This is a genomic window from Achromobacter sp. JCM 18799 (genome assembly GCF_055395645.1).
Genome location: NZ_AP043866.1, coordinates 1,403,740 through 1,429,892, shown reverse-complemented (window position 1 = coordinate 1,429,892; position 26,153 = coordinate 1,403,740). Strand labels below are relative to the sequence as shown.

28 protein-coding genes are annotated in these 26,153 nt (G+C 63.0%); 22 read left to right on the top strand and 6 right to left on the bottom strand.

Annotated features, from left to right (window positions below; genetic code table 11):
- The first annotated feature begins 117 nt into the window (after nucleotides 1-117).
- Together ACZ5YA_RS06835 and ACZ5YA_RS06830 are read left to right on the top strand one after the other, a co-directional pair.
- Nucleotides 118-1,185 (top strand): Bug family tripartite tricarboxylate transporter substrate binding protein, encoded by a 1,068-nt coding sequence (locus ACZ5YA_RS06835; protein WP_464092234.1) that lies wholly within the window; start codon nucleotides 118-120, stop codon nucleotides 1,183-1,185.
- 57 nt (nucleotides 1,186-1,242) lie between these two features.
- A complete protein-coding gene (locus tag ACZ5YA_RS06830) occupies nucleotides 1,243-2,433 on the top strand; it encodes a M20 aminoacylase family protein (protein WP_118934251.1) in 1,191 nt (396 codons plus the stop codon).
- Nucleotides 2,434-2,484: 51 nt separating this feature from the next.
- Here the strand turns inward: ACZ5YA_RS06830 and ACZ5YA_RS06825 are convergent, their stop codons facing one another.
- On the bottom strand, nucleotides 2,485-3,924 hold the full coding sequence (locus ACZ5YA_RS06825) for an MFS transporter (protein WP_059380402.1): 1,440 nt from the start codon (nucleotides 3,922-3,924) through the stop codon (nucleotides 2,485-2,487).
- 54 nt (nucleotides 3,925-3,978) lie between these two features.
- Nucleotides 3,979-4,407, bottom strand: a complete 429-nt coding sequence (locus tag ACZ5YA_RS06820) for a VOC family protein (RefSeq protein ID WP_059380401.1) — start codon at nucleotides 4,405-4,407, stop codon at nucleotides 3,979-3,981.
- A gap of 89 nt (nucleotides 4,408-4,496) precedes the next feature.
- Between ACZ5YA_RS06820 and ACZ5YA_RS06815 the strand changes: the two genes are divergently transcribed.
- From ACZ5YA_RS06815 to ACZ5YA_RS06795, 5 genes are all read left to right on the top strand, one after another.
- On the top strand, nucleotides 4,497-4,841 hold the full coding sequence (locus ACZ5YA_RS06815; RefSeq protein ID WP_059380400.1) for a GFA family protein: 345 nt from the start codon (nucleotides 4,497-4,499) through the stop codon (nucleotides 4,839-4,841).
- Nucleotides 4,842-4,946: 105 nt separating this feature from the next.
- Nucleotides 4,947-5,354, top strand: a complete 408-nt coding sequence (locus ACZ5YA_RS06810; RefSeq protein WP_464092233.1) for a carboxymuconolactone decarboxylase family protein — start codon at nucleotides 4,947-4,949, stop codon at nucleotides 5,352-5,354.
- A gap of 9 nt (nucleotides 5,355-5,363) precedes the next feature.
- Entirely contained in the window at nucleotides 5,364-5,975 is a 612-nt protein-coding gene (locus ACZ5YA_RS06805; protein WP_059380398.1) for an LON peptidase substrate-binding domain-containing protein, read from the top strand.
- 66 nt (nucleotides 5,976-6,041) lie between these two features.
- On the top strand, nucleotides 6,042-6,881 hold the full coding sequence (locus ACZ5YA_RS06800) for a hypothetical protein (protein ID WP_054453784.1): 840 nt from the start codon (nucleotides 6,042-6,044) through the stop codon (nucleotides 6,879-6,881).
- Nucleotides 6,882-7,060: 179 nt separating this feature from the next.
- A complete protein-coding gene (locus tag ACZ5YA_RS06795) occupies nucleotides 7,061-7,444 on the top strand; it encodes a cytochrome c (RefSeq protein WP_306637296.1) in 384 nt (127 codons plus the stop codon).
- A 59-nt stretch (nucleotides 7,445-7,503) separates the two neighbouring features.
- On the opposite strand, the gene ACZ5YA_RS06790 is transcribed toward ACZ5YA_RS06795, so the two are convergent.
- Entirely contained in the window at nucleotides 7,504-8,046 is a 543-nt protein-coding gene (locus tag ACZ5YA_RS06790; RefSeq protein ID WP_464092232.1) for a lysozyme inhibitor LprI family protein, read from the bottom strand.
- A 653-nt stretch (nucleotides 8,047-8,699) separates the two neighbouring features.
- On the opposite strand from ACZ5YA_RS06790, the gene ACZ5YA_RS06785 reads away from it, so the two are divergent.
- Both ACZ5YA_RS06785 and ACZ5YA_RS06780 read left to right on the top strand, forming a co-directional pair.
- The gene (locus ACZ5YA_RS06785; RefSeq protein WP_464092231.1) at nucleotides 8,700-9,329 is read left to right on the top strand and encodes a hypothetical protein; all 630 of its coding nucleotides are present in this window, start codon (nucleotides 8,700-8,702) and stop codon (nucleotides 9,327-9,329) included.
- 67 nt (nucleotides 9,330-9,396) lie between these two features.
- Nucleotides 9,397-9,627, top strand: a complete 231-nt coding sequence (locus ACZ5YA_RS06780; RefSeq protein ID WP_464092230.1) for a hypothetical protein — start codon at nucleotides 9,397-9,399, stop codon at nucleotides 9,625-9,627.
- A 210-nt stretch (nucleotides 9,628-9,837) separates the two neighbouring features.
- Here ACZ5YA_RS06780 and ACZ5YA_RS06775 read toward each other — a convergent pair whose 3' ends face one another.
- Entirely contained in the window at nucleotides 9,838-10,893 is a 1,056-nt protein-coding gene (locus tag ACZ5YA_RS06775; RefSeq protein WP_464092229.1) for an RNA methyltransferase, read from the bottom strand.
- Between the two features lie 329 nt (nucleotides 10,894-11,222).
- On the opposite strand from ACZ5YA_RS06775, the gene ACZ5YA_RS06770 reads away from it, so the two are divergent.
- Both ACZ5YA_RS06770 and cysS read left to right on the top strand, forming a co-directional pair.
- Complete coding sequence (locus ACZ5YA_RS06770) at nucleotides 11,223-12,425, top strand: GGDEF domain-containing protein (RefSeq protein WP_251879851.1); 1,203 nt, start codon at nucleotides 11,223-11,225, stop codon at nucleotides 12,423-12,425.
- A gap of 364 nt (nucleotides 12,426-12,789) precedes the next feature.
- Nucleotides 12,790-14,193 carry a cysteine--tRNA ligase gene (cysS, locus tag ACZ5YA_RS06765; protein ID WP_464092228.1) on the top strand — a complete coding sequence of 468 codons (1,404 nt, stop codon included), beginning with the start codon at nucleotides 12,790-12,792 and terminating at the stop codon, nucleotides 14,191-14,193.
- A 164-nt stretch (nucleotides 14,194-14,357) separates the two neighbouring features.
- Here cysS and ACZ5YA_RS06760 read toward each other — a convergent pair whose 3' ends face one another.
- The gene (locus tag ACZ5YA_RS06760) at nucleotides 14,358-14,648 is read right to left on the bottom strand and encodes a hypothetical protein (protein ID WP_059380392.1); all 291 of its coding nucleotides are present in this window, start codon (nucleotides 14,646-14,648) and stop codon (nucleotides 14,358-14,360) included.
- A gap of 61 nt (nucleotides 14,649-14,709) precedes the next feature.
- On the opposite strand from ACZ5YA_RS06760, the gene ACZ5YA_RS06755 reads away from it, so the two are divergent.
- The 8 genes from ACZ5YA_RS06755 to ACZ5YA_RS06720 all read left to right on the top strand — a co-directional run bounded on the left by ACZ5YA_RS06755 (nucleotide 14,710) and on the right by ACZ5YA_RS06720 (nucleotide 22,171).
- Nucleotides 14,710-15,498 (top strand): phytanoyl-CoA dioxygenase family protein, encoded by a 789-nt coding sequence (locus tag ACZ5YA_RS06755; RefSeq protein ID WP_464092227.1) that lies wholly within the window; start codon nucleotides 14,710-14,712, stop codon nucleotides 15,496-15,498.
- Between the two features lie 624 nt (nucleotides 15,499-16,122).
- Nucleotides 16,123-16,803, top strand: a complete 681-nt coding sequence (locus ACZ5YA_RS06750) for an RraA family protein (protein ID WP_118934265.1) — start codon at nucleotides 16,123-16,125, stop codon at nucleotides 16,801-16,803.
- Nucleotides 16,800-18,041, top strand: coding sequence for an aminotransferase class I/II-fold pyridoxal phosphate-dependent enzyme (locus ACZ5YA_RS06745; protein WP_464092226.1), 1,242 nt, complete (start codon nucleotides 16,800-16,802; stop codon nucleotides 18,039-18,041). Before ACZ5YA_RS06750 ends, ACZ5YA_RS06745 begins: the two co-directional genes overlap by 4 nt.
- A gap of 59 nt (nucleotides 18,042-18,100) precedes the next feature.
- Nucleotides 18,101-18,922: an ABC transporter substrate-binding protein gene (locus tag ACZ5YA_RS06740; protein ID WP_165867950.1), complete on the top strand. Its 822-nt coding sequence runs from the start codon at nucleotides 18,101-18,103 to the stop codon at nucleotides 18,920-18,922.
- A 120-nt stretch (nucleotides 18,923-19,042) separates the two neighbouring features.
- Entirely contained in the window at nucleotides 19,043-19,732 is a 690-nt protein-coding gene (locus tag ACZ5YA_RS06735) for an amino acid ABC transporter permease (RefSeq protein ID WP_118934268.1), read from the top strand.
- A complete protein-coding gene (locus tag ACZ5YA_RS06730) occupies nucleotides 19,725-20,414 on the top strand; it encodes an amino acid ABC transporter permease (protein WP_013394168.1) in 690 nt (229 codons plus the stop codon). The genes ACZ5YA_RS06735 and ACZ5YA_RS06730 overlap by 8 nt, the downstream gene beginning before the upstream one ends.
- 11 nt (nucleotides 20,415-20,425) lie before the next feature.
- On the top strand, nucleotides 20,426-21,160 hold the full coding sequence (locus ACZ5YA_RS06725; protein WP_118934270.1) for an amino acid ABC transporter ATP-binding protein: 735 nt from the start codon (nucleotides 20,426-20,428) through the stop codon (nucleotides 21,158-21,160).
- 45 nt (nucleotides 21,161-21,205) lie between these two features.
- Complete coding sequence (locus ACZ5YA_RS06720; protein WP_118934272.1) at nucleotides 21,206-22,171, top strand: LysR family transcriptional regulator; 966 nt, start codon at nucleotides 21,206-21,208, stop codon at nucleotides 22,169-22,171.
- A 37-nt stretch (nucleotides 22,172-22,208) separates the two neighbouring features.
- Here the strand turns inward: ACZ5YA_RS06720 and ACZ5YA_RS06715 are convergent, their stop codons facing one another.
- The gene (locus ACZ5YA_RS06715) at nucleotides 22,209-22,595 is read right to left on the bottom strand and encodes an I78 family peptidase inhibitor (RefSeq protein WP_059380390.1); all 387 of its coding nucleotides are present in this window, start codon (nucleotides 22,593-22,595) and stop codon (nucleotides 22,209-22,211) included.
- A gap of 188 nt (nucleotides 22,596-22,783) precedes the next feature.
- Between ACZ5YA_RS06715 and ACZ5YA_RS06710 the strand changes: the two genes are divergently transcribed.
- Genes ACZ5YA_RS06710 through ACZ5YA_RS06700 form a run of 3 tightly spaced genes read left to right on the top strand, consistent with a single transcriptional unit; the run spans nucleotide 22,784 to nucleotide 26,152 of the window.
- The gene (locus ACZ5YA_RS06710) at nucleotides 22,784-23,632 is read left to right on the top strand and encodes a MurR/RpiR family transcriptional regulator (RefSeq protein WP_082400960.1); all 849 of its coding nucleotides are present in this window, start codon (nucleotides 22,784-22,786) and stop codon (nucleotides 23,630-23,632) included.
- 19 nt (nucleotides 23,633-23,651) lie between these two features.
- Nucleotides 23,652-24,899 carry a diaminopropionate ammonia-lyase gene (locus tag ACZ5YA_RS06705; protein WP_464092225.1) on the top strand — a complete coding sequence of 416 codons (1,248 nt, stop codon included), beginning with the start codon at nucleotides 23,652-23,654 and terminating at the stop codon, nucleotides 24,897-24,899.
- Complete coding sequence (locus ACZ5YA_RS06700) at nucleotides 24,896-26,152, top strand: M20 family metallo-hydrolase (protein ID WP_464092224.1); 1,257 nt, start codon at nucleotides 24,896-24,898, stop codon at nucleotides 26,150-26,152. Before ACZ5YA_RS06705 ends, ACZ5YA_RS06700 begins: the two co-directional genes overlap by 4 nt.
- Nucleotide 26,153: the final 1 nt, after the last annotated feature.

The following is a 26,153-nucleotide window of genomic DNA, read 5'->3' as shown; positions in this document are numbered from 1 at the left end:
AAAAAATCTCGATAAAAATTATTGACGCCGAGATTTATGCTGCTTATCGTAGAAAAAAAGCGTCGAGACCACGACCGGCACCGAGCCGGCGGCTGGCGCACCCAGGAGACAAGCACAGTGATACGGCTACACGACGTCCGGCGTACCGGTCCGCGCACCGGCAACCTGCCCGAAATGCCCGCCCGACGGCCCTTGTTGCGTCCGGTTCTGCGTCATGTCGCGGCTTGCGTGGCGGCGGTGGCCGCACTGGCCGCACTGGCCGCGAGTCCTGCGGCCAGCGCGGAAACCTGGCCGGCGCGGCCGGTGACGCTGCTGGTCAATGGCGGCCCAGGAAGCCTGCCGGACCTGTTCGCGCGGCCCTTGGCCGAACGCCTGCACCGCTCCCTGGGCCAGCCCGTCGTGGTCGAAAACAAGCCGGGCGCTGGCGGCATGCTGGCAATGCAGCAGCTCAAATCCGCGCCGGCCGACGGCCACACGCTGGCCCTGGTCACCAATGCCCACCTGGTGTGGAATCCCTACATCTTCCCGGCCCTGACCTACGATCCGGCGCGCGACCTGCAGCCCGTCAGTCCGCTGGCGGTCATTCCCATGGCGCTGACGGTCAACGACAAGCTGCAAGCCCAGTCCCTGGACCAGCTGCTGGCGCTGGCGCGCCAGAAGCCCGGCCGCCTGAACTACGCGTCCTCGGGCAACGGCAGCCCGCCCCACGTGCTGTTCGAGATGCTGCGTGAACAGGCCGGCGTCGACATCCTGCACGTCCCGTTCAAGACCGGCACCGCCGCGCTGAATTCGGTGCTGGCGGGCGATACCGAAATCTATTTCGCCGGCACCGCGCTGGTCGAGCCCATGGTCAAGGACGGCCGCTTGCGCGCGCTGGCGATGAGCGAGACCGTGCCCGACGCCGCCTTCGGCAAGACGCCCACGCTGGCCGCCAGCAACTTCCGCGGCTTCGAAGGCGCGGTGTGGCTGGGCGTGGCTGCGCGCGCCGGCACGCCGGACGCCATCGTGCAGCGGCTCAACGAAGAAATCGGCCGCGCGCAGCAGGACGGCGCGCTCAAGCTGATGTACGCCAGCCACGGCTCCTTGCCGTACCATCTGGCGGCGGCGGCCTTCGCCCAGCGCGTCGCGGCCGAGCGGGACACTTCCGGTCCCGTGCTGCGCAAGCTGGGCATCAAGCCCGATTGAACCTCCTACTTCCAACCCTGGTATTCGGGGCTCCGCTTGCGGGGCCCGCAGCAGCTTATGAACCTGATCGAAGAGATTGTTGAAAACTCCCCGTCCATCCGCGACATCCGCAGGGACATCCATGCGCATCCGGAACTGGCGTTCGAAGAGAACCGCACCTCCGACCTGGTGGCGCAGCTGCTGGAAAGCTGGGGCATCCCGGTGCATCGCGGCTTCGGCAAGACCGGCCTGGTGGGCGTGATCCGCAACGGCGACTCCGGGCGCACGCTGGGACTGCGCGCCGACATGGACGCGCTGCCCATGCACGAGGTCAACCAGTTCAGCCACGCCAGCAAGCATCCTGGCGTGATGCACGCCTGCGGCCACGATGGCCATACCGCCATGCTGCTGGGCGCGGCCCAGCATCTGGCGCACCATCGCAACTTCGACGGCACCGTCTACCTGATCTTCCAGCCCGCCGAAGAGCGCGGCGGTGGCGCGCGCGAGATGATGCGCGACGGCCTGTTCGAGAAATTCCCCATGGAAGCCGTGTTCGGCATGCACAACATGCCCGGCATACCGGTGGGCTGCTTCGCCTCGTCCGCGGGGCCGGTGCTGGCGTCCAATAGCGAATTCCATGTGACCGTGCGCGGCAAGGGCGGCCACGCGGCCATGCCGCACCTGTCCATCGATCCCATCCCCGCGGCGGCGCAGATGATCGAGGCCTTCCAGACCATCATCAGCCGCAACAAGAAACCGCTGGAGACGGCAGTCATCTCCGTGACCACGGTGCAGGCGGGCGGGGTGGTCAACGTCATCCCCGACACCTGCGAACTGCGCGGCACCGTGCGCGCCTACACCCGCGAAACCCTGGACCTGATCGAGCGCCGCATGGGCGAGATCGCCGAGCACGTGGCCGGCATGTTCGGCGCGCAATGCGAATTCGTCTTTACGCGGCACTATCCCTCGACCATCAACCACGAGGCCGAGACCGCCTTCATGCGCAACGCGCTGACCCAGGTGGTGGGGCAGGAGCGCGTGCTGGTGCAGGCGCCCATCATGGCGGCCGAGGACTTCTCTTTCATGCTGGAAGAGGTGCCGGGCAGCTATTGCTTCATCGGCAACGGCGAAGGCGACCACCGCGAACCCGGCCATGGCGAAGGCCCGTGCCTGGTCCACAACACCAGCTACGACTTCAACGACGCGCTGCTGCCGATCGGCGCGAGCGCCTTCGTGAAGCTGGCTGAGAACTGGATGCCGCGCAAGTAGTGGCGCTACAGCCCCGGCGGCGGTCGCGCCGGGGCCATGCGGCCATCAGCTTCAGTGGCCGGAATCGGCCTGGACCGATAGTTCGTGGTTGCGTGTGCGCACCAGTAGCGCGCTGAGCGCAGCGGCCAGCCCCGCGATCAGGGCGCCCGCCAGGAAGGTCAGCTGATAGCCGCCATTCAGCGCCAGGGTCGGCGCCGCGCCAGCCGCCGCCAACCCGGCGCTGCGCGCTGCGGCCAGGCTGGCCAGCACCGCCAGCCCCAGGGCGCCGCCCATCATGAAAGCCGTGTTCACGACGCCCGAGGCCAGGCCGGACTGGCTGGGTTCCACATCGCTCATCGCGGCCAGCAGCATCGGGTTGAAGGCCACGCCCGCGCCCAGTCCCAGCAACAGCATGGCGGGCAGAACGTCGACGGCAAAGCTGCCGTCCGCCGGCGCGCGCGCGAACAACGCCAGCCCCAGCGCGGCAATGAACAGGCCTATGGCCAGCGGCCCGCGGATGCCAAAGCGCATCACCAGCTTGGCCGACAGTCCCAGCGAGAACGCCGCCATGATGAGGTTGGCCGGCAAGAAGGCCAAGCCGACTTCCATGGGGCTGTAGCCCAGCACCAGCTGCATGTACAGCGCCGACACGAAAAACCACGCAAACATCGCCGCGGCCCATAGCACGCCAACGATGTTGGCCGTGGCCACATTGCGCAGGCGGAACAGCCCCAGCGGCATCAGCGGCGATTCGACGCGCGCCTCGATGGTCAGGAACAGCACCATCAGCGCGGCCGCCGCGCCCAGCAGGGTCAGCGATTGCGTCGACGTCCAGCCGGCCTCGTTGCCATTGACCACCGCATACACCGCCAGCATCAGCGAGGCGGTGACGCTCAGCGCGCCGGCCACGTCCAGCCGGGCGCCCGCGGCGGCAGGCGGCGCGGCCGGAATCAGCCGCAGGCACAGCGCATAGACCACCACGCCGATGGGCAGGTTGACCAGGAAGATCCAGTGCCAGGACAGCGCGCTGGTCAGCAGCCCGCCCAACAGCACGCCGATGCTGCCGCCGCCCGCGCAGACAAAGCCATACACGCCCATGGCGCGCGCCCGTTCGCCGGTTTCGGTGAACAGGTTCATGATGAGCGACAGCGACACCGCCGACACCACCGCGCCGCCCAGGCCCTGCGCGGCGCGCGCGGCGATCAGCAGGGTCTGGCCCTGGGCCAGCCCGCAGGCCAGCGACGCCACCGTGAAGACCACCAGGCCCGCCAGGAACATGCGGCGGTGGCCGAACAAGTCGCCCAGCCTGCCGCCCAGCAGCAGGAAGCCGCCGAAGGTCAGCATGTAGGCATTCACCACCCAGACCAGCGAGGTCTCGGTGAAATGCAGGTCTTCGCGGATGGAGGGCAGGGCGACGTTCACGATGGTGGTGTCCAGCACGATCATCAACACGCCCAGGCAAAGCACCATCAGCGCCCACCAGCGTTGCTTGCCATGTATTCCGTGCGTCATCGAGTCTTGCTCCGTGAATGGCGGCAGTCGGGTGCGCCGCCTTGTTCCTGGTTCTTAGTGCGAAACACGCCCGCCGCTGACCATCCAGCGCGTGCCATAGCGGTCTATCAGCGCGCCATAAGCCTCTACCCAGAAAGTCTTCTGCAAGGGCATGGTGATGCTGCCGCCTTCGGCCAGCAGATCGAAGACGCGTTGCGCGTCCGAGACCGTGGGATAGGCCAGGGACAGCGCCACGCCCTGCTTGCCGGGATAGGGATGCCCGGCGGTGGCGTCGCTGCCCATCAGGGTCTGCTCGTCCAGGCCCAGGCGGGCGTGCATGATACGGCCCGCGTCCTCGTCCGACAAGACCGGCATGGCGGCGTCGGGCGGGGCGTCAGCATAGCGGATCATGGCCTCCATCCGTCCGCCCAGCACGCGCTCGTAGAAGTGCATGGCCTCGGCGCAATTGCCGTCAAAGCTGAGGTAGGCGGATAGTTGGGGCATGATGTCTCCAGGGTGACGGGCGGACAGTGCCAGGAGGGCGGCGCCGCTCTATGATGGAAGCCTGACCCCACGTACAAAGGAGCCCGGCCATGCTGAAAGGAAGCTGCCATTGCGGACAGATCGCGTTCGAAGTCGATGGCGAACCGTCCCAGGTACTGGAATGCAATTGCTCGCACTGCAGCCGCAAAGGCTATCTGCTGTGGTTCGTGCCCCGCGCCAGCGTGCGCCTTGCCACGCCCGCCAGCGGCATGTCGACCTACCGGTTCAACAAGCACGTGATTTCACACCACTTCTGCGCCAATTGCGGCTGCGCGCCATTCGGTTTCGGCGTGGGCGCCAAGGGCGAAGAGACAGCCGCGGTGAACGTGCGCTGCCTGGAAAACGTGGATCTGAACGCCTGGCCCCGCATCCCGTACGACGGCCGCAGCGTCTGAGCGCCGCGGACCGCGCTACATCATAGGGCAAGGCCGCGCCGCGCGATATGGCGAGTGCGTGACATGTCTTTTCATCGATTTGAACTAGTTTCAGGGAAGCGCCGCATGAGCACCGTAAAACTGCTGTCCGACGAGGAAGTCCGCCAAGACCCGCAAGCCTGGGCAGTGTTCCAAGACATCCGCGCCACGCGCAAGTCGGACTTCGTCAACAACTTCTGGCGCGCCCTGGCCAACGATCCGCCGCAGCTGGAACGGGTCTGGGGCCAACTCAAGCAGGTCATGATGGCCGACGGCGAACTCTCGCCGCTGGTGCGCGAAATGATCTACATCGCCGTGTCCACCGCCAACGGCTGCTCCTACTGCATCCATTCCCACACCGCCGCCGCCCGCGCCAAGGGCATGACCGACGGCCAGCATGCCGAACTGCTGGGCGTGATCGGCATGGCCGCGCAAACCAACGCCATGGTCACCGCCATGCAGGTACCCGTCGACGAGGCATTCATCGTGAAATAGGAGGCCGCCATGTCTCTGATCCCGCTGTTTCCGCTATCCAACGCGCTGTTCCCCGCAGGCGTGCTGCACCTGCGCATCTTCGAGGTGCGCTACCTGGACATGATCCGCCGCTGCATCGCGGACGGCAGCGAATTCGGCGTGGTCGGCCTGTTGTCGGGCCAAGAGGTCCGCACCCCCGAAGGCGTGGAGACCCTGGCCCCCGTCGGCACCATGGCGCGCATCGCAGACTGGGACGCGCCCATGCCGGCCCTGCTGGAGCTGCGCTGCGTCGGCACCAGCCGCTTCCGGCTGCTTTCCAGCGAGGTGGCAAAATACGGCCTTTGGATGGGCCAGGCCGAGCCCATCCCCGACGACCCGCCCGCGCCCGTGCCGGCCGCCATGCAGCCCAGCGCCGACGCGCTGGGACGCCTGGTGGCCCAATGGCAGCAAGATGGCGTGTCCCCCGAAAGAATGCCCCTGGGCCCGCCGTTCCGGCTGGATGACAGCGGCTGGGTCGCCGACCGCTGGTGCGAACTGCTGCCGCTGCCGCCCGACGACAAAGCCGCCTTGCTCGCCATGACCGATCCCGTGGCGCGCCTGGCGGCGATTCAGGACGTGCTGCGGGGGCAGGGGCTGGCTTAGGACAGATGCCAGGGGCCGCGTATTGCTATGGCGTACCGGACCTGGGCGTAACCGTATTTGGACACCATGGAAATCAGGATAGACGAGGGCCTGCGCGCCTACATAGACCCCTTGACCGACGACGAGCGCGAAGCGCTGGAACGCAGCCTGCTCGCCGAAGGCTGCCGCGACGCCCTGGTGCTATGGGGCGACCTGCTGGTCGACGGCCACAATCGCCATGCCCTTTGCATGAAGCACGGCATCCCCTTCGAGACCCGCCAGAACACCTCGTTCAAATCCATCGAGGACGTGCACCTCTGGATGATCGAAAACCACCTGGGCCGGCGCAGCGTGTCGGACTTCCAGCGCGGGGTGCTGGCGCTGCGTAAAAAAGAAATCCTTCAAGCGCGCACAGCCGCCGCGCCCGCGCCCGACGATCCCCCCTGGGATGAAGACTCCGGCGAACCGCCGCCATTGCCTGCCGCAGTCGTGTCGCAGGCGCTGAGCCGGCAGGCCCTGGCTCGGGCTGCGCGGATCAGCAGCAATACCTTGGGGCAGATCGAGAAGATACAGAAGGCTGCGGCGCCGGAATTGGTGCGGGCGGTCAAGGATGGGGCTATCTCCATCAATGCTGCGGCGGCGGTGGCGACGTTGCCGCCGGAGCGGCAGGCTGCGGCCGTGGCTGGCGGCAGGAAGGAATTGCAGCAGGCTGCCCGGGAAGTCCGCCAGGCCAAGGCGCCGCCGCCGCGGGAGGCTGTGCCGGATATTCCTATTGAGAATATTGCGGATTTGCCGGCTGAGGTGGCGCGGCTACGGGAATTGCTGACTCGGCTGACGGATGAAAGGGATCAGTTGAAGAAGAAGGTGATGCATTTGACGGTGGCGCTGGCGGAGGCGAGGAATGCGTCAGGGGGAGGGGATGATTGAAGGCAGGAGCAATTGCCAAGCGCGGGCGTTGCTTCGTGTGGTCTGGCAACCTGGCGATGTAAGCCGTTGATGGACTTGCTCCAACCTTGCGAAATTTCTGCTTTCCGCCAAGAGCGGCGATTTCACGCTTGCGGGTCTATACTCGGCACCCGCCAATTTGCGTGATACGACAAGGCCAAATGAAAGCACGAGAATTGCTCATCGCTACGCTGGGAGCGTTGGTGTTGAGTCAACCATCGCCATCCTTCGCACAAAGCATCAACGGGAAGAATCTCTACACGCAGAGATGCGCGATGTGCCACGGCGCAGATATCAAGGGTACGGGGCCTTTGGCCAAGAAAAGCAATCCTCCCACGCCCGATCTCACAACTGCTGCGTTCAAGAAGCGGCTCAATGACTATCCGGGCGTCATCGTCTCATCGGTAATCCTTCGTCCGAACGGAGACCTGATTCCGAGAACGTTGAGGGAGAACGGCGTAAAGCTGGCGCCGCACTCTTGGACTGTTCAGGATTTTCGTGATTTGAACAAATACATGAGCGATGTGATTGCAAAAAGCCGATGAGGGCGCGTTGGCCGTCTGGCTGTGCGGCGACGCATGGACGGGTGCCACACGCGCATACGCTATTTCAAGGGCAGATCCGCTACGGCGTCACGCAGTTGCCTGGCCCAGCGCTTATTGAGTTCCGTCACGCAGGCCAGCTTGCCCATTTCGTACGCATTGCCCGCCGCGCCGCCGCTCAACGACGCGGACAACTCGCGTTGCGCCGAACGGTAATCTGGAAACGCTTGATTGGATGCAGCTAGTCGCGCCTTGGCATGATCCACGTACTGTCGTTCCTCATCCCACTTTCCCAGCGTTTCGGCGACTGCCTCCTGCGCTGCCGCCAGCGCCTTCACACTTTCGTCAGCCTTGCGGGCCAGGCAATCCCGCATCCCGGCTTGGGAGTCCGCGGAACAGACTACGTACAGATCCCGTTCGGTCCGCACCTTATCGGTGGCCATGGCGCGAGTTAGAGATGCCAGTGCCAATAGGCAAAATGCCAGAGGTTTCAGCGGTTGCACGGCGCCTGTTTTGACCCAAACCATGGCCTTGATCAATTTCCAATCCAGGGAAACATTGCCAGCCTTGCCCGATAAATGCTGGTTGTATTCGTTGACCGCCATTTGGATTTCACAACCCCACGAATTCCGCTTGGCGTTGCCCGCAGCGCGGTTAAGGCCATCTCGCTACTGTTCGAACTTGGAATCTGTTAGAGATCTATCCGCCATCGTCTTCCTCATGGGTTGAAAACACTTGGTGCGGGAGGGCATCCGATCCGCAAAGCTCCAACTTGCAACTGCGCTGGGCCGCACAACGAGATTGGAAGCTCCCCCAAGAGTGCCAAGCCACTGAAAGTTCGGCGCTATCTGACTTGTTCGAAATCGAGTTGCCAGGGATGCGATTGATCAATATCGCGATCCGAATCAAAGCAGACGATATGGTCGGCATTAGACTCGAAATAGTCGATTCAGACTGTTTTTTGGCTGAAAGGACTGCGCCAACGGCGCGCGCAACAGGCCACAGCGGTTCAGAGCGCGCATACTCAATATTAGGTATGCCAAGAGTCTTCGTTGTAGATAGGATTCGATGTCAAGAGCCTCCGAAATTAGGTGAGTTACCAAAAGCGAGCCCTTTCCCTCCGGCCGGAGCGCGGCGCGAGAACTTTGCCGATATAGATTCTTTTCGATGACAGCGAGTGAACGGCAATGTTGGATGAATGAAGCGGGAAGAGGCCCCGGCGATCACCGCGTTTAACGCACACTAGGAGAATGCAGCGATGAAGAAAATCGTCCGTGATTTGGCAATGCTCGTAGCCGCATCCACTCTACTTCAGGCCAACGTACTTGGCGCGCCTCCACAGAGCAAGGCTGCTGTCAAAGATCAAGAGTTCGTTCCGTTACTTGCGGCGCCGATGCCCAAGCTGCTGAGTGGTGCCTTGGCGGTTGTACAACCAGGATCTCCCGACTACGGTCAGCTCCCCGCCGGCCCGGGGAACTACGAAATACTAAAATCGAAGGTCATTGCAGCGCCTGATTATCAATACACACTGCCCGATGGACAACTTCGCATGGTCATCTCCGATATCAAGATTACCCTCCAGCGTATCAAAACCACGGCGGATGGCGGCGAGCGTATCTGGACAGGCGTGCAAGCTGCTTACACGCAGTACAACGCGACGCAAAATAATAAACGCTCACACTCGGCGGCCCTGACCATATTTCTGAAGAACGCAGGTAGCGGACCCCAAGGAACGCCGTACCCGAGCGTCTTCTTAACGCGGGACAAGTGCGGCATGATCGGTCGGATTGTGCAACCAGAAGTCTTCACGAGCCAAGACGTTTATGACCTCGTCGTAGCTGGGGAAGTTACGGCAAACATGAAGTGGAACTACGAAGGTGGCTGTTAGCCGCAAGTCAACTGTGTGATGGGTCAATGCACCGACGGTAAGTTGTCCCAATGATTCTGGAGGAAATATGGAACAGCAAGAGAAAGATCAGACCGTACATGTCAAGAGCATTCTGTACTCCCGCCAGGACATGTATGAAGAGGACGGCGAACAGGTATGGGGAAACTGGAATGCCTCACCCGAAGCTGCATGCGGTGGAATGGTCGTGGCGCGAAGTACGCTCGTCAAAGCCGTTTACACCTTTACGAAGATCGATGGTTGCGCGCAAGGTGGAGGTTTGGTTAGAGCAGCCTCGTAACGCGATCGACGCCGGGTTGCATCGAAAATTGATTCTATATTCTCCCGTCTCAGAGAGAGATCAAAGTGTCAGGATTAAAGCGTCAGACTACGATTTCATAACCGAGGCTGTAGTTTGACGCCTGTTTTTCCTGCGGCGTTGAAGTCCGCAGCGGGCCGCGCTCGGAATTCTCGAAGAGGTTGCCCTGGGTTAGAGGCGGATAGTCCCGCCCTATGCAACGTCCAGCTTTGCAGCGCGTTTGCGCCGCAATTCAACCACCTGTTCCGCGCCTACAGCCCGAGCCCGCAACTGCCCACAGCCCCCATCCACATCCTGCCCAGCGCTATTTCTCACCTTGGTCAGCACGCCACGGCTTTGCAGGGAGCGGACGATCTCGTGGATGCGCTCGGTTTCGGGGCGCTGGTAGTCATCCCCTTCAAGGCTATTGAAGGGAATGACGTTGAGTACCCCATATTTGCCCTTCAGCAGACGCACGACCGCATCGAGTTCGTCGTCGCCGTCGTTGATGCCCTTGAGCAGCGTCCACTGATACTGGATCGGATAGTCGGTGTCGCGAGCGTATTTCTCGCCCAGTTCGATCAGTTCTTCCGGCGCAATTTTCGGCGCGCGCGGCAGCAGGTGTGTGCGCAGTTCGGCCTTGGTTGTGTGCAGCGACAGCGCCAGCGCGGGTTTGACGCGTTGTTGCGGCAGGGCCTCGAACACGCGCAGGTCGCCCACGGTTGAGAACACGAGATTCTTGTGGCCGATATTGCCCTCGGTGCCGAGCAGGTCGATGGCTTCGAGCACGTTGTCGAGGTTGTGCGCCGGTTCACCCATGCCCATGAAGACGACTTTTTTCACTACGCGCTGACGCCGCGCCAGCACGACCTGGGCCAGGATTTCCATGCTCGTGACCTGGCGGATCAGGCCGCTCTTGCCGGTCATACAGAAGCGGCAGCCGACCGCGCAACCGACCTGGGTGGAGACGCAGAGTCCGTCACGCGGCAACAGCACGCTTTCCACCATCTGCCCGTCGGCGAGTTCGACCAGCAAGCGCGAGCCGTCGTTGCCTGCGTGTTCGGAGCGGACGCGGGCGAGGGCGTCCAGCTCCGCCGTCAAAGCCGGGACGGCGTCACGTAGCGCGAGAGGCAGAAAGTGCTCGGCGCTCCGGCGTCGCGTGCCGGTGTCGAGCGCTTGCCCTTGCAGCCAGACGCGCACGAGGCGGCCACGGTGGACGGGCAGGGCGCCGAGAGCGGCGAGGCGTTGGTCGAAGTCGGAGTAGCGCATGGGGGGCGCATTTTACCCTGCCGCTGGAACGAGCTGTCGTAGGGTAGGTGGTCTCGTTGCCGACTACTGCCGAGATTTCGAAGGTCGGTAACCGCCGTTTGGTCTGCTACCGGCAAGTGGCAGTCCTCCACGGATTGCGTCACGTGGGAATCACACCCTGAGGATTTATCCGCGTGATTTCGACGTGCGCGTGCCGCTTTGAGTTTGATTTTTCGCTCGATCAAGTCGCACGTTGCACTTGACCTGGCTCGGGTTTCCCTGGTTAATGTCGCTGCCTATGATTTAGCGGCTCCAGCGCAGGATTATTTCCGTTTCTCCACGTCAAGGTTATGGTTGCATCCACTCTCGTTGCCATGCTGTGTGCACATCTATTGTGCTTTTCGGGCATGTTTTTGCTGATTAGCCGCCGCTTGCCCGGCAACAGGATGGGAATGGACTTTTTCGCCGCGGGCAATCTCCTGTTGGCGTTGGCCTATATCCTGCAACTGGTTGAAGGCGGACCCGCCTGGAGTGTGATGAGCGTCGTTAATCACACCCTCACGCTGGCTGCCCCGATCGCCTACTGGCTAGGCGCCATGCGCTTCTTTGGGCGTCAGGTCCGATTGTGGCGCACGTTGATCATTTTTTCCGTGGTCTATGGCATTGCGCAATGCCTGGTGCAATGGGGCGCAGGACCCACCGCGCGTTACGCAATGCTTGCGGCGATGGCGAGCGTGCTCTTCTTTGCAATGACCATAACCGTGATCTATGGCGTTCGCACTTTCGCGAAAGATCTGCACGGGGAGATGTTCTTCTTCGCGTTCCTGATAGGCGGAATCTGCATTCTGAATGCGCTGAAGTTCTTGAAAATCGTAGATGGCGGCCTGGATGCGCTGCATATGGATAGTCGATTTCAGATGATCTTCTACATCTACATGTCGACCCTGGCGACCATAGTCCCACCTTCCATTGTCTGGCTGGTACTGCGGCGGCTGACGGATAGCCTGCGCAATATGGCGGCGCGCGATCCCATGACGGATCTCCTCAATCGCCGAGGACTCCAGGAGGCGCTCACCCGGTCTTTTAATTCTCGGAATGCCGGGGCGGCTCGATTGCTGCTGTTGGACGTCGACCATTTCAAGCTTATCAATGACACCTATGGGCATCAAGCTGGCGATGAAGTGATCTGCCAAGTCGCGGACATACTTCGTTCCACGGTTCGCAGCGGTGACTTGACGGGACGCATAGGCGGGGAAGAGTTTGTGGCTGTTTTCCTGGAAGCTGATGGGGACCGTGTAATCCACTTCGCGGAACGTCTGCGTGCCAGCGTTGAGAACCGGGCAATCAAAGTGACGGGTTCCGACGATGTGCTGCGCTGCACGGTCACCATTGGAGTTTCGCCGCCGTTCCATGGTGTGCATGAGCTGGAGGATGCGCTTCGGCAGGCGGATGTCGCTCTGTATAGGGGAAAAACGGCGGGACGCAATCGAATCGAATCGGCCGACGTCTTTGCCAATACTCCGCTTGACGACCGTGAAACAGCGATTGCGTGAAATACAGATTACCGCCTGAGCAAGCCCGAATTGTGGGAAAGAATGTACATGTATGGATTGTCGATGCGTTTAGTCGGATCGCTTACAAATGTCTGTTTTCGGCCACGAACGGTCATTCGGAAGATATCGCGGAAGCCGGTCATTCCCCTGTGTTGACCTGCATAACCCAAAGCCGCTAGGATTGCAGACATGGCTACTCGCTCCAAATCCCTCTTTTCGCTGGTCCGTGCATGTTGTCAGAACGTGCCGGGGGAAACTGCGCCTAGCAATTAGCTATACGTTGAATCAATCGCCTCTGGCCGCCCGTTGCAAAACCGGCGGCTTTTTTGTTTTTTGCCTGCACCCTTCGATGCGGAGAGAGTTGATGCCACTTGCGTTGTATGACACCTGGTCGCGTACCGTGCGCCCGTTCACGCCTATCCACGCTGGCCACGTCGGCATGTATTGCTGCGGACCCACCGTCTACGACCACGCGCATATTGGCAATCTAAGAACTTATGTGTTTGAAGACATTCTGCGCAGGGTACTCATACGCAACGGCTACGAGGTCCGTCATGTCGTTAATATCACCGACGTCGGTCATCTGACTTCGGATGCCGACGAAGGCGAAGACAAGATGGAAAAAGGTAGCAGGCGGACCGGGGAGTCCGCCTATGCGATTGCTCAGCGCTACACCGAGGCCTTCGTTGCCGATTGGCATGCCCTCAACTTGCTGGAGCCGACGGTATGGTGCCGCGCGACCGATCACATCGCCGAACAGATCGCGTTTATCGGCGAGTTGGACCGGTCCGGCTACGTGTATAAAACCGACGACGGTCTTTATTTCGACACAAGCAAGCAGGATGACTACGGCTTTCTGGCCCGGCTCGACCGTGCCGGCCTGCAGGCGGGCAAGCGCGTAGCACTTGGCGCGAAGCGGAACATCACGGATTTTGCGTTATGGAAGTTCAGCCCGGAGGGCGTAGCGCGGCAGATGGAATGGGATAGCCCATGGGGGCGTGGATTTCCGGGCTGGCATATTGAGTGCTCGGCCATGTCGGCGAAACATCTCGGCATCTGGTTCGACATCCACTGTGGCGGAGAAGACCATATCGCCGTGCATCACAGCAACGAAATTGCGCAAACACAGGCAGCTTACGGCACTCGCCTTGCGAACTTCTGGATACACGGACATTTTCTGACACTCAATGCCGACAGCAAGATGTCGAAGTCGAGCGGGGATTTTGTGCGCTTGCAGACCTTGCGCAGTCGGAACATAGATCCGCTTGCCTACCGCTACCTGTGCATGACAGCTCACTACCGGAGCAAGCTGCATTTCAGTTGGGCGTCTCTTGTTGCAGCGCAGACCGCGTTGAACCGGCTGCGGCAGCTCTATTCCGGCTGGCCGGACGGTGGCCGCATCGATCCGGATTTCGCCGCGCGCTTCAACGCCGAATTGAATGATGACTTGAATCTGCCGAGGGCATTGGCCGTGCTATGGGAACTCGTCAAGAGCGAGCTCCCGCCTGCCACCTTGAAAGCGACTGTGGACAGCTTTGATTTGGTACTGGGCCTCGGGTTACGCGACTGGAGGCCAGTAGCGTCTGACATTCCGGAAAGTATCCGGGCGCTGCTCGGTGAACGCGCTCAAGCCCGAGAGGCAAAGAACTGGGCCAAAGCCGATGAGATACGGAAGGTGTTAAACACCCAAGGCTGGAGAGTCGAGGATGGCAACGACGGGCAACGCCTGACTGAAATCGCCACGCCCCTCACCGATATCGCAAGCTAGTGGTAACAGCATGGGCGTCGCGTACTTAAATGGGTGTCAGACTACAATTCTCATCGAGGTTCGACAGCAGCCGCCGAAATCAAGAAAGGCCATGGAAACGCAAGCGGTCGCGGGGGCGATCATCCGACGATCGGAGCGGAAACCGATCCCCCCGGCGAGGGCGTTCAGGCGGTCAGGAACCGCAAGACTTCGGCCCAATCGTTCGTCGACAGGGCGACGTCTTCGTAGTCGCCAGCTTCTTCGTCGTAGCGCGAAACGCAGAAGCGCTGGCTTCTGCCGGATTCGCGGTCGGCGTAGTTGGCGTAGTCGACATAGACTTTCAAGCTGCGCTCCTCGTTCTCGAATGAGGGAGCAGCGTCGATGTAGCTCGATGTATCGAAATACCCTTCGGGCAGGGGCGGCAGGGTTGCTATGTCGAAGTCGGGAAATTCGCGGCGCAGTCGTTCAAGGTTCATAAGGGAAGCAAGTGGAGGCTGGAGACCTGACATTTTACGTTGCTCCGTGTCAGTCGCCACGATGGCTCCCGAAACCGAGTTTGGAAATGACGTTTATGACTTTCCAGACAGAAGCCCTTACACGAAAATCTCGAACATGACAGGCAGAACTCTCAATCAATCAGAGCTCGACTTCTTCCATAACGAAGGGTACTTACGATTGAGCGGTGCACATTCCAAGCGCTGTCTGACGCCGCTTCGGGAGCGCATTCTGCGAGAGCTATCGCGGCTCAAGGTCTGGGCCGGCGGAAAAAGTCTTGGCAGTTCACTGAACAATTTGTCGCCGTTTCAGCAGATCGCAAAGCTATCCTCGATGGTGAAGATTGCGGATCTGGATCAAACGCTGAACACGGCGGAAATTCGCAACGTAATTGCTGACCTGACCGGCAGAGCCCCGCAATCCGGCCAAGGCACGCAGCCCTTGCTGTCGCTGCCTCATCAAGGACCTTGGTCTCTGGGCAGCCTGAACTGGCACGTTGACCTGGCTGCGAAATCCGGGGCTGAGATCCCCGGCATCCAGGTGTTCTATCTGATCGACGACGTTGTTGAACACGGGGGCGCAACTTTAGCGCTGGCCCGTTCTCATCGCGTGGCGGGTGTAGCGGCTGGGAGGCTTCGTGGATCGTTGAAATCGCCAGGGGATCTCGAAGCTGTTCTCAGCACGTCCGACACCAAGATCATCGAGATGTCGGGACGGGCTGGCGATGTTTTCTTGATGGATATGCGCGTGCTGCACACCCCATCCGTCAATTCGTCCAGCCGTGTCAGGATGATGGCCACGACGCGTTTCGGCCTGCGCACAAGCAGATAGGGCGGGATCTGCTGGGAGTTGCGGCGTCAACCGCTCGTCTTTTGTGCCGGGAAAAATTGGTGTCAGACTACAATTTCGATGTTCATGCCCGCGTTCGGTTTTTGCATTACCAAAGACCAAGTCGGTGAGTTGACGGCGTGGCTAAATAAATCCGGCGATTTCGCAATGATCGCAAGCGACGGGCAGGGACGATGGCGTGCCGTGCAGCCCGTGACCCGGACCATTGGGAAACGCCTATGCCTCTGGCATACGCCCGATGGGCCCTTGCCACTCCTCCCGGCAGACCCACGCCAGAAAAAAGGTACCGTATCTGACCCCTGGTCCGGGTGGGCGGAATTGCGTTCGCGCGATCGCAGCCACTTGCCACCGGAATACCAAGCGGGGCAGTTGATGCCGAGGCCGACGCGGACATCACTTTCTCCTTCCGACAGTGGCGTTGGCGGAGGTGCGCAGTCCCAACGGCGGCGACCAAACGCCCAAGTGCGAACAAGGGATAACCCTATCCGCCATCATCCACGAATAAAATTCCTACATAACCGGGAATTTATATCGTTTTGAGGAACACCCCCTGGGGCCTTGTAATGCGTGTTCGCTTAACGCTGTCCACGCATTTACCCCAGACTTATGAATCCCATCGGATACCGCATTCTTCCCCGTACCGGCCCGGCCGTCGCTGCCGACGTGCTAGCCGGTTTCGCAGCCATCGGCTCGGCCCAGATCAGCGATTGCATGAACCGCCTGTATGGCGTCAGCGGGCTGCGTCCGCTGCATGCCTGCAATCAGCGCACGGTGGGCCTGGCGCTGACCGTAAAGACCCGGCCGGGCGACAACCTGATGATCCACAAGGCGATTTCGCTGGGCGGCGCGGGCGACGTGATTGTTGTCGATGGCGCGGGCGATACCAGCAATGCGCTGGTGGGCGAACTGATGATGATGGATGCGCAGTCGCGCGGCATTGAAGGTTTTGTGATCGATGGCGCGGTGCGCGATCTGGATGTGTTCGCGCAGGGCGAGTTCGGTTGCTATGCGCGGGCCGTGTCGCACAAGGGGCCGTACAAGGATGGTCCCGGCGAGATCAATGTGCCGGTATCGGTGGGTGGCCAGGTGGTCAACCCGGGCGACGTGGTGGTGGGTGACGCGGATGGCGTGGTGGTGATTCCCGCCGAGCATGCGGCGGCCGTGCTGGCTTTGGCTCAGAAGAAGGAGTCCGACGAGGCGGTGGCGAAGGAAAAGCTGCGCGCCGGCACCTATACCAAGCCCTGGCTGGAGAAGACTTTGGCTGAGAAGACGGGAGCCGCGAAATGAGCCAGACCCCGAGCCAAACCCAAACCCCGCAGCCCACCAGCATCGTCGCTGACCGCATCAAGCGCATCAAACTTTCGCCCAGCGTCGCTGCGCGCGCCATCATCGCCGAACTGCGCGAACAGGGCCGTCGCATCATCGACCTGACCATCGGCGAGCCGGACTTCTCCACACCGGAGCACATCCGCCTGGCAGCCACCGCCGCCATGAACCGCGGTGAAACCAAGTATCCGCCGGCCCAGGGCACAGTGCCGCTGCGCCGCGCCGCCGCCCAGCATTTGCTGGAAGCGACGGGCGTCGATTATCCAGCGGGGCGCATCATCGTCAGCACGGGCGCCAAGCAGGTGATCTTCAACGGTCTGGCGGCGACGCTGAATGATGGCGACGAGGTGCTGATCCCGGCGCCGTTCTGGGTGTCGTACCCGGACATGGTGCTGGTCAATGGCGGCGTGCCGGTGGCGGTGGAGACTACGCCGGCGACGGGTTATAAGGTCACGGCCGAGGCGCTGGAGCGCGCGATTACGCCGCGCACCAAGTGGCTGATGATGAACGCGCCCAGCAATCCGACCGGCTCGGTCTACACTGCGGACGAGCTGCGCGGCCTGGCCGAGGTGCTGAAGCGCCATCCGCATGTATGGCTGATGACGGACGATATCTACGCCCGCCTGAATTTCACGGACGAGCCGACGGTGCATCCGCTGCAGGTCGCGCCGGAGCTGGCGGCGCGCACGCTGGTGGTCAATGGCGTGTCCAAGGCTTATGCCATGACGGGCTGGCGCATCGGTTACGGCGCGGGTCCTGACGAGTTGATCAAGGCGATGGCGATTCTGCAGTCGCAGAGCACGTCGGGCGCGTCGTCGGTGAGTCAGGCGGCGGCGCTTGAGGCCTTGTCGGGTCCGCAGGATTGCGTGGCCGAGTTTGCCCAGGTGTTCCGCCAGCGCCGCGATCTGGCGATTGCGGAATTGGCGGGTACGCCGGGCCTGGAGATCGTCGTGCCGCAGGGCGCGTTCTACGTGTTCCCGGACTGCTCGGGCCTGTTGGGCAAGAAGACGCCGGCGGGCGACGTGATCGCGACCGATACCGACCTGACGCACTATCTGCTGCGCGAAGCCGGCGTGGCCGTGATCGACGGCCATGCCTATGGCGCGCCGGGCACGTTCCGGCTGTCGTTCGCGGCGTCGCTGGACGATATCAAACAGGGCTGCTCGGCCATCCGGGAAGCCTGCGCCAAGCTGGCCTGAGGGCAGGGCGGGCATTCCGTACACCACACAACCACACAACCACACAAGGGGAATCAAGCATGAAACGCCATACTCTTTTCGCTGCCTGCCTGGGCCTGGCTACGCTGGTCCTGGGCGCCTCGGCCCAGGCCGACCAGGTGGATGACATCAAGGCGCGCGGCGAGCTGATTTGCGGCACGCTGGGCACGTCGCAGCCGTTCAGCTTCCAGGACGCGGCGACGCGCCAGCTGGTGGGCTACGACGTGGATGTCTGCAAGCTGGTTGCGGACAAGCTGGGCGTGAAGATCAGCTACAAGCTGCTGTCGGTGGCGGCGCGGGTGCCGGAATTGAATGAAGGTCGGGTCGACATCCTGGCGGCCAACCTGGGTTTTTCGCCCGACCGCGCGCAGCAGATCGCTTTCAGCCACGCCTACTACGTGAGCCCGCAGAAGCTGCTGGTGCGCAAGGATTCGGGCCTGGAGACGGTGGAATCGCTGAACGGCCGCCGCATCGGCGCGACCAAGGGTTCCAGCTCGGAACGCGAGATCAAGCGCATCCTGGATAAGTCGCAGGTGATTGGCTATGGCGACAGCTCGGCCACTTATCTGGCCCTGCAGCAGAAGAAGGTGGACGCGCAGTTCGCTTCCGAATTGGTGTTGGTGCGCCTGGTGCTGCAAAGTCCGCCCACGGCGCCCGTCAGCGTGATCGCCAAGTCGGTGTTCGACGAGCCTTGGGGCCTGGGCGTGCGCAAGACGGAGCCGCGTTTCCTGGAAACGGTGAACCAGGCGCTGGACGAGGCCGAGGCCTCGGGCGTGGCCGCCAAGCTGTTCGACAAGTGGTTTGGTCCGGAGACGCCGTACAAGCTGGAGCGCGGCTTCAAGATCGGCCCGATCGCGGGCTGAGCAGGGTCCGGAAGTACCACCGCGAGTCCCACGTCACGGGTTCCGGCGCCGCATCCAGCGGGCGGCCGGAACCCGTGGCGTTTGGCCTGAGCCTCGCGATAGCAGGAGATTGATTGTTTTATGAGCCTACTTGACGCTTCCCAATACCAGCTGCTGCTGAGCGGCATGGCGGTGACCGTACAGCTGTTTCTGGTTGCCTGGGTCATGGCCTTTGCCATCGCGGTGACGCTGGTGGTGGTGCGCGCGACCAATCTGGCGCCTTGCCGCTGGCTGGTCGACGCCTATGTGGAATACCACCGCAACGTGCCGTTGCTGGTGCAGGTGCTGTTCTGGTACTTCGGCATGCCCGAGCTGCTGCCGGAAGGTTTCCGCATGTGGCTGTACCAGCACAACGCCGAGATGTCGCTGGCGGCGATTGCGCTGGCGCTGGGGTCGGCCGCTTATATCGCGGAGGACATCCGCAGCGGTTTGCGCGCCATTCCCTTTACGCAGTTCGAGGCTGCCCGCGCGCTGGGCGCGAGCTATCTGCAATGCATGCGTTTCGTGATTGTGCCGCAGGCGGTGCGGATTTCGATTCCCCCGCTAGTGGGGCGCGCGCTGCTGCTGTTCAAGAACACCAGCGTGGCCATGGCCATCGGCGTGATGGAGCTGACCTACCAGGCGCGCGAGATCGAAAACGAAACCTACCGCACCTTTGCCACCTTTGGCGCGGCCACGATCATGTACCTGCTGGGATCGTTCCTCATCATGCTGATTGGATCGCGCGTCTATGACCGCTATCGCCTGAACCGGGGAGGCCACGGTGCTTGATCTACTGTCTCAATACTGGCCCACGCTGCTGGTCGGCCAATATCCCAACGGGCCGCTGGGCGGCCTGGCGCTGACGCTGATCCTGGCCGCTTGCGGCCTGGCCCTGTCGCTGCCGTTGGCGCTGTTGATTGCGCTGGCCCGGGTCAGCCCCTACGGCTGGCTGCGCACGGCCAGCAAGGCGCTGGTCAACGTGGTGCGCGGCATGCCGCTGCTGATGCTGATCTTCTGGGCGTACTTCGTGGTGCCCAAGCTGACCGGCCAGGTGATCAGCGGCTTCTGGACGCTGATCTTCGCGCTGGTGGTCTATGAAAGCGCCTATCTGTCGGAAGTGATCCGCTCAGGCATCGAGGCGGTGCCGCGCGGCCAGATCGAGGCCTCGCGCTCGTTGGGCGTGGGCTACTGGACCACGATGCGCCGGGTAGTGCTGCCGCAGGCGCTGTTCAACGTGCTGCCCAGCATGACCAGCCAGTTCGTCTCCACCATCAAGGAGACGTCGCTGGGCTATGTCATCAGCGTCAACGAGCTGACCTTCGCGGCCAATCAGGTCAACAACCTGGTGCTGACCAAGCCGCTGCAGGTTTTCGGCATCCTGGCCATCATTTATTTCCTGGTGTGCTTCAGCCTGAGCCGCGGGCTGAGCTGGCTGGACCTGCGTATCCGCCGCTCGCGCGCCATGGCTTGAAGGAACAAAACATGATCAATCTTGAAAAAGTGAACAAGTGGTACGGCGCGCATCATGTGCTGAAGGACGTGGATCTTTCGGTGGCGCGCGGCGAGGTGCTGGTGGTCTGCGGCCCGTCGGGCTCGGGCAAGTCGACCATGATCCGCACCATCAACCGGCTGGAGCCGATCGAGAAGGGGCGCATCCTGATCGACGGCAAGGACATCTACGCCAAGGGTTCGGACCTGAACGCGCTGCGCCAGCAGATCGGTTTCGTGTTCCAGCAGTTCAATCTGTTTCCTCATATGAGCGTGCTGGAAAACGTGATTTTTGCACCCGTCAGCATCCGCAAGCAGCCGCGCAAAGCGGCGGTGGAACTCGCGCGCGGCCTGCTGGCGCGGGTGGGTCTGGAGCACAAGATCGACGCCTATCCGGGTTCGCTGTCGGGCGGCCAGCAGCAGCGCGTGGCGATCGCCCGGGCGCTGGCCTTGCAGCCGCCGGTGATGCTGTTCGACGAACCGACCAGCGCGCTTGACCCGGAGATGGTGGGCGAGGTGCTGCAGGTGATGAAGGGCCTGGCCAAGGACGGCATGACCATGGTGTGCGTGACCCACGAAATGGGCTTTGCGCGCGACGTGTGCGACCGGGTGGTTTTCATGGACGCGGGCGAGATCCTGGAGATGGACACGCCCGAGCGCTTCTTCAGCGCGCCCTCGCATCCGCGGGCGCAGCGCTTCCTGGCCGACATCCTGCATCCGCGCGGCTGAGGCGGGGGCGGCGGGCGTTGCCATGATGGTAAGGTGAGGGTTTCCATGCGCTTCGCATCGACCGCCGCGATGTACACCCTCAAACAGCTAGAGGCTTTCTACTGGAGTTCCCAGCTGGGCAGCTTCAGCGCTTCTTCCCGCAAATTGCACACCACCCAGTCGGCGGTCGCCAAACGGGTGGGCGAACTGGAAGCCTTCGCCGGCGCGCCGCTGTTCGAGCGCCGCGCCAAGAAGCTGATCATGACCGCGCAGGGCCGCAAGCTGTACGAGCTGGCGCGCGAGATGCTGGACCTGAATAGCCGCATCGTGCAGAACATGGCCGATCCGGCCAGCTTCGAAGGCGTGGTGCGGCTGGGCGTAACGGAACTGGTGGGCATGACCTGGCTGGCGCGGCTGATCAGCCAGATCAGCCTGCGCTATCCGCGCGTGCAGCTGATGCCGGAGATCGACGGCGGCATCACGCTGTACGAAAGGTTGGAGCAGGATGAACTGGACCTGGCCATCATGCCCGGCCCGTTCTGGGGCTACCAATACGATTGCGTGCACCTGGGCGCGGTCACCAACGTCTGGATGGCCAGCCCGGCCCTGGACATCGATTTTTCCGCGAAGCTGACGCCGCAGGACCTGGCGCCGTATCCGGTGATTTCGCAACCCACCAATTCGGCCTTGTCGCATCTGTACGATGCCTGGTTCGCGGAACAGGGCCTGCCGGTCAAGCGCGTGCTGACCTGTAATAGTTTGGGAATGATGGCGCAGCTGACGATGCTGGGGCTGGGCATCAGCTATCTGCCGGGTGCGTATTTCGCGCCGCTGGTGGAGCGCGGCGCGCTATGCCAGCTGGACGTGCAGCCCGACCTGCCCACGATCAATTACTACGCGGTGCACAAGAAGAACATCGTCAACCCGGTGGTGGCCCGGGTGATCGATATTGCGCGCGAGGAATGCGCTTTCGAGGTGGCGGGGGCATTCCTGCCCCATGTGCCGCCGGCGGTCAGGCCGCCGCAGGCGTAGCGCGGGGCCGGCGTTGCGCCGGCCCCGCCTTTGGTCATCAACCGCAGCGAATCGCGGTCATGACGTCCTTATCATCCACGATCAAATTCAAGCGCGTAGCGTTGTACTCCATCGTGACCAACTGCCCTGGGCGCAGCATGCGCGCAGTGCTGCTGCCGCTGCGGGTACGCAGGTCTTCCATCACGGACGCAGTGGCTTTCTGGCCGATCTGGGATTGCAGCGAAGATGCGTCGCAGGTCTTGCCGCCGCCCATGGACGACGAAGAACCGTAGGACGACCCGCCATAGCTGGTTCCGGCGTCAGCAGCGGACGAGGAGCTGGAGGAGCTGGACGCTGCCGGCGCGCTGGATGAGCGCGGGGCGCCGGTGTTGGCGCACGCGGTCAGGCTGGCGACCAGCAGGAAAGGGATCAGCTTTCGGATCATGTAACGCTCCTTACAACAACACGTCTGAAAAAAGCCATGATAGACCAGCGCGGGCGCGCTGTGACCGACGCCGGGCAGGGCCGCAAGCGCCATTCCTGAGCGCGGCTTCGATGATCCAAATTTTGCATTGACACTAAAGTTTCATGGGAATATATTTCTGAAACCATAGTTTCATAGGCGGGATCATCATGACTTCGGTGTTGCAGGAGCGCATCCTCGCGCTGCAGGACAGCTTCACGGACAGCGAGCAGCGGTTGGCCAGCGTGACCCTGGAGTGCCTGGGCAATATCGCGGCCTATTCGGGCGCCGAGCTGGCGCAGAAGGCGGGCGTGTCCAAGGCGACGGCGGGGCGGTTCTTCCGGCGTCTGGGCTACGAGAACTTCAACGAGGTGCGGGCGCAGGCGCGCGACGAGGCCGACCGTGGGTCTCCGCTGTATGAGATGGCGGGCGTGCGTCCGCCGGACGCGACGGGGGATGCGTTGGCGGAGCATCTGGCCACGGACTTGCAGAACCTGGCGCAGACCTTCGAGCGCCTGGACAGCCGCGACGTGGAGCGGGCCATCGAGCTGTTCGCTGGCGCTCGCCGCATCTGCATTGCGGGCTTTCGCAATGGGCGGGTGCTGGCGCAGTACGCCTGGGCCTTGCTGACGCAGCTGCGCGACGGGGTCGCGCTGGTGCCGGGCGCGGGTTTGAACCTGGCGGAGGATCTGGCTGATCTGGGCCCTGACGACGTGTTGCTGGTGATGGATTTCCGGCGTCGCGTCACGCTGCTCAAGCCCATTGTCGAACATGCGAACCGGGTGGGCGCGAAGGTCGTGGTGTTGACCGATCCCACCGCCACCGAATTGCCCGCGCGCTCGGACCTGGTGTTGCGATGCGTGAACAGCGGCGCGGCCGTGTTCGATTCCTACGTCGCGGCCACCAGCGTCATCAATCATCTGTGCTCGGCCCTGGCCCGAAAACTCGGGGCGGCCGCGCGCGAACGTCTGCAGAACATAGAACGCCTGCACGAACACTACGGCGACTTGCATCGCTGAATTCCAAGAGGAGACTGACTTGAACCATCCCATTCCGAACGTCCGGCTGCAGTACGCGCCCAATCCGGCCTTCGAACCTGCCGCGCCTTACGGTAAACGGCAGCTGGACGTGCTGGGCGGTAAGGCCTATGCGCAGGCCGAGGCGCAGATCCGCCGCTGGCCGGGCTATCAGCCCACGCCGCTGCGCGATCTGTCGGGCCTGGCGCGCGCCGTGGGCGTGGCGGGCATCCGGTACAAGGACGAGGGCGGCCGCTTCGGGCTGGGCAGCTTCAAGGCCCTGGGCGGCGCCTATGCCGTCAGCCGCCAATTGCTGCGGGAATTGGCGGTCAAGCTGGGGCGCGACGATCTGTCGGTGGACGACTTGCTGTCCGGCCGCTACCGGGAGCTGACGCAGGCCATGACGGTGACCTGCGCGACGGACGGCAACCACGGCCGTTCGGTGGCCTGGGGCGCGCAACGCTTCGGTTGCCAGTGCGTGATCTACATCCACGCGACGGTCAGCGAAGGCCGCAAGCGGGCGATCGAGCAATACGGCGCGCAGGTCGTGCGTACGCCGGGGAACTACGACGACTCGGTGCGCCAGGCGGCGCAAGACGCGGCGCGGCTTGGGCGATATGTGGTCTCGGATACGTCGTATCCCGGCTATATGGAGGTGCCCAAGGACGTGATGCAGGGGTACGCCGTGATGGCGGACGAGGCCTTGCGCCAGTTGCGCGAGGCGGGCGATGGCGAATTGCCGACGCACGTGTTCCTGCAGGGCGGCGTGGGCGGGCTGGCTGCCGCGGTCTGCGCGCATTTCTGGGAGCAACTGGGCGAGCGCCGTCCGCGTTTCATCGTGGTTGAGCCGGACAAGGCGGCCTGCCTGTACGAGAGCGCCCGCGCCGGCAAGCCGGTGGCGGTGCACGGCGATCTGGATACCGTAATGGCCGGGCTGGCCTGCGGGGAAGTGTCGCTGCTGGCGTGGGAGGTGCTGCATCCCGGCGCGCAGGCTTTCCTGACGGTTGACGACGAGGCGGCGCTGGAGACGGTGCGTTTGCTGGCAAGCGGCAAGTATGGCGACGCGCCCATCGTCGCGGGCGAGTCGGCCGTGGCGGGGCTGACCGGCTGCCTGGCGGCGCTGGCCGATCCGGCGGTGCGCGATGCGCTGGGCCTGGACGCTGACAGCCGCGTGCTGGTGTTCGGCAGCGAAGGGGCGACCGACCCGGAACTGTATCAACGCATCGTCGGCCGGAGCGCCGCCGAAGTCGAAGCCGAGGCCGTGGCATGACTGGCGTCACGCTTGAGGCCGGCCGCGAGGCCGTGCGGATCGATGGCGCCCGCCTGTTGCGCCGCATTGCCGATCTGGCGCAGGTCGGCGCCATCGAGGGCGGCGGCGTGTGCCGTCTGGCGCTGACGGACGCGGACCGGCAGGGACGCGACCTGGTGGTGCAGTGGATGCGCGAACTGGGCCTGGCCGTGACGGTGGACGGCATCGGCAATGTGGTGGGCCTGCGGGCCGGGCGCAAGGCCGGTCCGCCCGTGATGACGGGGTCGCACATCGACACGGTGCGCACCGGCGGCCGCTATGACGGCAACCTGGGGGTGCTGGCGGGGCTGGAAGTGGTGGCGGCGTTGAACGACGCGGGCGTGGTCACTGAAAGGCCGATAGCGGTGGCGTTCTTCACCAACGAGGAAGGCGCGCGCTTTGCGCCGGACATGATGGGCAGCCTGGTGTTCCAGGGCGACCTGGCGCTGGAGGACGCGCTGGCCACGGTCGGCATAGACGGCACCTCGGTGGGCGAGAACCTGGCCCGCATCGGCTATGCCGGGACGGCCCCGGTAGGCAATAACCAGGTGCATGCCTTTGTCGAGCTGCACGTGGAACAGGGGCCGGTGCTGGAACATGAGGGCTACACCATCGGCGCGGTGACGGGCGTGCAGGGCATCCATTGGATCGAGTTCACCGTGCGCGGGGTGTCCAACCATGCCGGCACCACGCCGATGGCGTTGCGCCATGACGCCGGCATCGTGGCGGCGCGCATCGCGTGCTTTGCGCGGGATCTGACCGTCGAGTTGGGGGCGGGCCAGTTGGCGACTGTGGGGCAGGTGAATCTGTTTCCCAACCTGATCAACGTCATCCCCAACCGGGCGACCTTCACGCTGGACCTGCGCAACACCGACGGCGCGGCCTTGCAGGAGGCGATTGCACGCTGCATGACGTATGCGGCGCAGGTTGCCGCGGATGAAGGGGTGGAGCTGAGCCATCGGGTGCTGGCCGATTTTGCGCCGGTGGCGTTCGACGAGGCTATCGTCGGCCGGGTCGAGGACATCGCCCGCAGCCGCGGGCACCGCGTGCGGCGGCTGCCCAGCGGCGCCGGGCACGATGCCCAGATGCTGGCGCGCATGTGCCCGACGGGCATGGTGTTCGTGCCCAGCGTGGGCGGGCTGTCGCACAACGTCGCCGAATTCACGCATGACCAGGATATCGAGGCGGGCGCCGGCGTGTTGCTGGAACTGACGCTCGAACTCGCAGAACAATGAA